General features: G+C 58.9%; 5 protein-coding genes and 1 pseudogene. 3 read left to right on the top strand and 3 right to left on the bottom strand.

The genetic code is table 11. From position 1 onward, the window contains the following. Both NW815_RS10160 and NW815_RS10155 read left to right on the top strand, forming a co-directional pair. Nucleotides 1-201 (top strand): annotated as a pseudogene (locus tag NW815_RS10160) (phosphonate metabolism protein PhnL); the annotation flags it as partial. Next, nucleotides 182-1,321, top strand: a complete 1,140-nt coding sequence (locus tag NW815_RS10155) for an alpha-D-ribose 1-methylphosphonate 5-triphosphate diphosphatase (protein WP_414387929.1) — start codon at nucleotides 182-184, stop codon at nucleotides 1,319-1,321. The pseudogene NW815_RS10160 and the gene NW815_RS10155, both read left to right, overlap by 20 nt. Before the next feature lie 40 nt (nucleotides 1,322-1,361). On the opposite strand, the gene NW815_RS10150 is transcribed toward NW815_RS10155, so the two are convergent. Beyond that, nucleotides 1,362-3,716: a polysaccharide deacetylase family protein gene (locus tag NW815_RS10150; protein ID WP_414387928.1), complete on the bottom strand. Its 2,355-nt coding sequence runs from the start codon at nucleotides 3,714-3,716 to the stop codon at nucleotides 1,362-1,364. Nucleotides 3,717-3,982: 266 nt separating this feature from the next. Next, nucleotides 3,983-4,474, bottom strand: a complete 492-nt coding sequence (locus NW815_RS10145; protein WP_414387927.1) for a phycobilisome linker polypeptide — start codon at nucleotides 4,472-4,474, stop codon at nucleotides 3,983-3,985. A 239-nt stretch (nucleotides 4,475-4,713) separates the two neighbouring features. On the opposite strand from NW815_RS10145, the gene NW815_RS10140 reads away from it, so the two are divergent. After that, nucleotides 4,714-5,268, top strand: coding sequence for a DUF4079 domain-containing protein (locus NW815_RS10140; protein ID WP_011431843.1), 555 nt, complete (start codon nucleotides 4,714-4,716; stop codon nucleotides 5,266-5,268). Between the two features lie 33 nt (nucleotides 5,269-5,301). Here the strand turns inward: NW815_RS10140 and NW815_RS10135 are convergent, their stop codons facing one another. Next, a complete protein-coding gene (locus NW815_RS10135) occupies nucleotides 5,302-6,063 on the bottom strand; it encodes an E3 ubiquitin ligase family protein (protein ID WP_414342134.1) in 762 nt (253 codons plus the stop codon). Nucleotides 6,064-6,628: the final 565 nt, after the last annotated feature.

The following is a 6,628-nucleotide window of genomic DNA, read 5'->3' as shown; positions in this document are numbered from 1 at the left end:
CCCTATCCGCTGCTGCTTCTGGACGAGCCCACCGCCAGCTTGGATACTGCAGCCAAGTTGGCCTTGCGAGAACGCCTACGAGCCTTGAAGCAGCAGGGAACAGCTATCATTGGCGTTTTTCACTCCTTAGACGATGTGTCGGGTTTGGTTGACAAAACCTATTCCCTGGAGGTGAGGGCAAATGTGGCTAGCAGGGCCTAAGCTAGTTCTCCCCGATGGTGTCCTCCCGGTGGGATCCCTGCGGCTGGAGGGGGAGCGGATTGCCGAGATTCGGCAGGGGCAAGTGGGGGAAGGGATCCCTTTGCGAGGACTTACCCTGGTGCCCGGCGTAGTCGACCTCCATACCGATAGCCTGGAGCCCGAGCTGGAGCCGCGCCCAGGGGTACAGCTGGCGGTGGACATGGCCTTGGGGATTTGGGAAAACCGAGCTTTGGCGGCGGGGATTACCACTGCCTTTGTAACTCTGTCCTTTTGGGAAGGCCTGCCTGGCTGGCGCAGCACAGAAACGGCCTTGGCTATGGCAGAGCAGTTGGTGGCGCTGCGTTCCCAGCTGGCTCTGGACTTGAGGATCCACGCTCGCTATGAGCTCTCGCGCCCCTTGGGAGCAGAAGCTGTTCGCCAAGCTCTCAGCCAAGGCTGGGTGGATCTCCTTTCCTTCATGGACCACACCCCCGGCCAAGGCCAATTCCGGACGCCGGAGGACTACATCCGCTACATGGCTCGCCAGCTGGCCCGGCCTTCCGAGGAGGTTGCCGCTAGTTTGGCGGCCAAGGCGGGGGAGGAGACCTTGCAGAGCTTTGCCCAATTGGCTCAGCAAGCGCAAGCTTTGGGGGTACCTTTGGCTTCCCACGACGACGACTGCCCCGCCAAGGTTCAGTTAATGGCCAAGATGGGCCTGAAAATTAGCGAGTTTCCGGTTACCCTAGCAGCAGCTTTGGAAGCGCGGAAACTGGGCCTGCTGGTGGTCATGGGGGCTCCCAATGCCCTGAGGGGATCCTCCCATGTCGGCAATCTCTCCGCTTCGGAGGCTCTACAAGTAGGAGCCCTAGGCGCCTTGGCCACTGACTACTCCCCCGCTTCAGCCTTGAGGGCTGCCTTTGCCTTGGCGGAGAAGCAGCTGCTGGATCTGCCCCAAGCCATAGCTTTGGTCACTCACAACCCTGCCCAGGCGGTTGGTCTGCAGGATCGGGGAGCCCTTCGCCCAGGCCTAAGAGCCGATCTAGTGGTGCTGCGGGAGAAACCCTTCCAGGTTATGGGTGTATTCGTTGCCGGCAGGCCCGTCTTTCTCAGAGATAGCCTCTGTTGGAGGGGGATCTTCTAGGCTTCCCGCCAAGGCCTAGGTTGGAAGGCGAAGACAAGACTTAGTCCTGCCCGAAGGCAACCCTGGGCAGCAGTTTCCGGGTTGGCTTGCGCTCCAGGGACAGGGCAGGCCGTTCCAAGCGCGTATCCACCAGTACCGAGGGAGAGGCCAAGTTAACGCGCTCCAGCAGACGCCGCAGCAGTTGAGCATCGATGATGTCCACCCCTTGGCGGGCTGTCGCCGTTCCGGCCACCAGGGGGGTAGGGGTGGCTGGAAGGGGGGATCCCATCTCACTGCGCTCAGGTGCAGCCAGCACCAATTCCGCCATTGCCTGGGCCAGCTCTTGACCATACACCCCATCAGGGCCCGAAGGGAGTAGATCCAGCCGTCCCTGCTGAGTGGCCAGGTGGCTCAACCCCAGTTGCACCGCCACCACCGCCGCCCCCCGATCCCCCCGCCTCAAAGTGCGTTGGCTGGCCAAGACGCTCTCTAGCTGGGCTTTGGCTGCATCTTGGTCGCTAGCTGGCAAAAGTTGCACTAGCCCTTCCAGCTGATCTCCCTCAGAGCCAGCCTTGGCCTCGGGATGGGGATCCTCCCGCCAAAGGCGAGTCAGGTCGTAGAGCAAGATGGCATGGGGCACAGGACGGCTGGGCTGGTTGGGACCGGCATGGCCGGTGGCGAGGATCTCCCCTTGGTAGACCAGGGAGGTGCTAAAGCCAGAGTCCAGCAGCACGGCTTCCCGGATCCCGGTTTTGGGCAGAAGACGGGCCAGGATGGCGGCGTTGACGTGGGTTTTGGTAACTCCGATCACCACCCGCTCCTGGTCATCTACCCCAAAGAAAGCTCTGGGGCGAAACTCAGCAGCGCTGGCAAGGCGGAACGAGTTGATCTCCGCCGGAGAGAGGGCATGGCCATCCTTGACCAGCCACAGACCGGCCACAAACAGATCCGTGACATCCGGCATCAACTGGCGAATGTTCTCCAAGCGGGTCATCGTATCGGGGTCGAAGGGCACAAAGCGGATGCGATCCCTGCCCAGCAGCACCAGCGGCCGGCCGCGGATTGCCTGGTCATCTTCGGGGCGACCGGGGATGAAGGTCTTGTGGTTGGCAGCCATCGCCGGCCCCACCATGACATTGCTGGCAGAGTTGATCCAAGGGATAGAGAAAAAGCTGCCATTGATGCCGGCATCGGCCTGGTAGCGCTGGACCAACGTCCTGACTTCGTAGCGCCGTTCTGCGTGCACTGTGGCTGCCCGTCCGCCGCGGATGGTGAGCACCCGCACCCCGTCAATGATCTCGTCGGTCAGAGCCAGAGGCTGCGTCACATCCAGCCGGTAGTCGGGGCTGCGGTTGAGGGTGAAGGTGCGAGCGCCAATGATGGCCTCGGTGATGCGAAACTGGTTAAAGCGTCGCACCTCCAGCAAGTTGGGCGATTGTCCTGTAAAACCGGGATCCATCGTAAAAGACATCCGGTAACCGGCATCGGCCAGGTATTGCTTCACCCGCTCGTCCCGGTTGCCTTCGGGATAGGCAAAGTAGTGGATGGGGTGGCCCAGCTCCTGCTCCAGCTTGGTCTTGCAGTCGAACACTTCCCGCCGTAGGCGGGCATCGTCTAGCACCCGCAGATCAGGAGGATGGTTGACGGTATGGGCGGCAAAGTCAATCAGCCCGCTGGCATCCATCTCCCGCATCTGATCCCAGGTGAAGTGATCCTTGCTGGTGGGCACGCCGACAAAGCCGGTTTGCACAAAGTAGGTGGCGGGGTAGTTGTACTCCTTCAAAAGGGGGTAGGCGTTCTCGTACAGGCCCAGGTAGGCGTCGTCAAAAGTGAGCAAAATGGCTTTTTCGGGCAAGGGATCCCCGTCCCGCAGGTGTTTGTAGAGTTGGTCGATGTGGATGGGGGTCAACCCCGCCTGCTTAATGGCCTCAAAGTGTTGCCGCAGCTCCGCCACCGTAGTGTCGAACCAGACCTGTTTGCGTCTGGCCACCACATCGTGGTACATGATGGCGGGCACATAGGAAAGACTGGCCAAGGGATCCAAAGCAAAGGGATCCCGCTCCAGTTGGGTCTCTAAGGAGATGGGCAAGCGCTGTTGAGCCGCTTTAGCGTGGGCGCGGGGGGCAGGGATCTCCGCTAGAGGTGGCGAGAGCCCCGGCAGGCGGCTGACCCAGTCGGGATGAGCAGTTGCCCAGGCCACCAGGGCCCCAGCCCCAAATCCCAGCAGGATCACCAGCAAGCTTAAGAAGGGGAGTAACCTCGGTCGAGACTTGGCCAGCGGACGTCGAGAGGAAGAGGAAAAGCTTTGTCGTGGAGTGGGCGAGGGGTACGGCTGGGATCCCCTTGCTGACCCAAAGCCTGCATGGCCTTGGGGCATCGACCCTCCCAAGCGCGTCGGCTGTCGTCGAGATGTCATGGCCTCACTCCCCACTCCCAATTGCAAAAGCTCAGCCCTCGCCGGAACGCCTTTTCCTACCCAAAGCCCACCCCCAGGACAGCAGGAAAAGGCAGCCTTCCAGGCAACGGCAAAACCAACGCCAGCCTACCACCCCATCCTCAGGTTGGGGATAGGGGAGAAATCGCCGCATGCTTTCTACAGGGATCCCTCGTTGAAATTGTTTGAACCAGAACGGCCTGGACGGGTGGCCTGAAAGAACCCAGAACCTCCCAGGAAGCCGACCGCTACTCAAGGGTGCTTAGCAGATTGGACTCGGCAATGCTGACGATCTTGCCTCCCATTTGGGTGATCCGCTTCACTTCTTGGGAAAGGCGGCTGAAGGACACTTTGTACTCGACAACACTTCTGCGCACACCTCCTCCCACAAGGCCGGATACCTTGATGGTGAAGATTTTATCGCTATTGGGCAGCCCTCCTTCTGAGCTGCTGGCCTGAGCGACCTCTGGTTCTGGAGCCGATGCCACCTGAGGCGCCGTGGCGACGCTCTCCCGCTCCAGGAGTAGCCGCCAGCTGCGGGGATAGGCAGGCGCCAAACGATAGACCACCTTATAGGAGCCGGCTATGTGGTCATCCTCGGCCTCCACCTTCACCACAGTTCCCGCTGGAATGTCCAGCTTGGCCCCCTTAGACATGACTTTAATTCCCGGCCAATTGGTGGGCACATCCGTCAGCAGCTCGACCTCAAAGGCTTGATCCCCCAACAACAACTTGGCCATCTCAACAACTCCGTTTTGCTCAGCACTCAGTGGCGAGAGAGCCGCTCACAGCCACAGCTTTACCGTCAGACATTCTACCGCTGCCAGGTGCCCACCAGAAGCTTCCCGCTGGCATGGGTCAGCTGACGTCCTCCCTTCAACGAATTGAGGGAGATCACTGATGTCCTCCCATTCTAGAATTGGGGTGTTGTAGATTTGTTAAGCAGCTGTAGATTTATTGCGGAGGTAGAGGGAGCGCCATGAACCTGTTGAGCTTGGCCTTGCCGGATCTGTCGGCAGCTTCGGATGGGTTAGCCGCCACCTTGCAGCCCGTAGCCCAGTTTTTTGCCGGCCTTAACTTGCCCCAACCCATTGTGCAATGGGGTCACCCCTTGATGATGGGGATCGTGGTGGTGGTGATGGGCAGCTTTGTCGGCCTGACTGGGTGGCGAGGACGGGCCTTGCGTCTGGCAGCCGCCTCCACAGCGCCAGAGGGATCCCTGCCGGAAGCGGCCCAGAAGCCTCTGCTTGACCACCGCAAATTGGCCCCCTGGATGGCCACCTTCATTGCCTTGGGCTACACTGGCGGCCTTCTTTCTCTGGTGATGCAAGGGAAGCCCCTGTTGAGCAGCCCCCATTTTTGGACGGGATCCCTGGTGTTGCTGTTGTTGGCGGTGAATGGAGCTTTGTCCCTCAGCGGCTTTGGGGGCAACCGCGCTGCTTTGCGCACCACCCATGCCTATGTGGGCAGCCTCATTCTATGTGTACTGTTTGCCCATGCCCTGCTTGGGCTCAAGCTGGGTTTGTCGTTGTGAGTGGCAGTAGGCTTCCCTCTGCCTGGGCAGGAACTAGCGATAAGGCTGCAGGGATTGCAGCAGGTGGAGCACGGTGAAAATGCCGATACCCAGCAGGACGACGGATCCCACCAGGTAGCTGCTGGCATTGGAGCGCTGCTCTTCCAAGAGGGCTTCAGGGGATTTGGGGGCAATCATAAACCTTTCCCCAGAAAGGGGTTTTCGGATCACGGGATCCCCTGCCTCAAAACGCACCTGCCCCATGGTAAACGCCATCGCATCCACCGGAATCACCCATTCCTTATAGATAAAAGCTCGGGTGGAGCGATTTTCTGTTCTCACTCCGGAAAGGTAGCGCTTGAGATTGAAGTTGAACCGGCTGGGCCCTTTTCCTGGAAAAATATGCTCATCCACAACCGACATAGCCTCTATCTCCGCACCTGTGGGATCCACCCTCACCCTTCCAGTTTCGTCTTCGATGAAAAAAGGGATCTGGCGAACCACCGAGTGAAGGGTTTCGTCTCTCGTTCTCGTCTCTCTTTCAAGGAGATATTCCCGACCTGTGCTCGGATCGTAATACACGTTGGCGTAGTGTTTTTGGGGAGAGCTTACTTCGGAAAACGGCGATTTTTGAGGATAGCCTGGAGAGCCAAGCTGCTGGGGGTAGTCGGGGTAACCAGGCTTTTTCTGGAAAGAACCGGAACCGGGGTAGCCAGGGTTGGGCTTTTGTGGAAAAGAATTAGAGTAGTCGGGATCAACCCTTTTCTGAAAAGAACCGGAGTCAGAGTAGCCCAAGCCGGGCTTTTTCCCGACCATCTCCCCCGGATAGGATTTTGCTCGGGATCCCAAGCGTAGAGCGTTCTGATATTCGCCTTCGCTGATCCGTTCGCTATACGCTACATCGCCTTGGCTATTCAAATACCTTCGATAGCATTCAATCTCGTCATACTCCCAAGAGATCTCAGACTTGTAGTAGACGCAAGGCTGTCGCGAAAGTTCCGATACCAAAGGCCGATCGCACACAACCCTGCCGTAAACTTGAGCCAAGTTTGCTCCTTTTGCCTGGGGGTTGGTCTGACCGAGATGGCGAAGCTCGGCTATCTTGAGCAACCGAGTTGCAGAGAGCTGTTGAACCAACCTTTGGGAGCGCAAATACTCAACAAACGAAAACAGAGAGGCAGGAAGACAAAGCAGACCAAGCAGCATCAGCCAGTTCATAAAGGCCTTCCTTTCCGGGGGTGGGAGTGAAGTTGGCCTCATGCTAGCAGTTACCTGTGAAACAGGATTTAAGAGAAGTTTAAGGCAATCCCGAATGCGGGCAGTTCCAAACTTTACCAAGAAGCTAGGCCTGAAGCCCCGCCCTTCCAGGACGGCTTTTGCC

The sequence above is a fragment of the Synechococcus sp. R6-7 genome, assembly GCF_047461695.1.
Classification (GTDB): Bacteria; Cyanobacteriota; Cyanobacteriia; order Thermostichales; family Thermostichaceae; genus Thermostichus.
The sequence above is the reverse complement of the archived record's forward strand: the minus strand, read 5'-3'. Positions and strand labels throughout refer to the sequence as shown.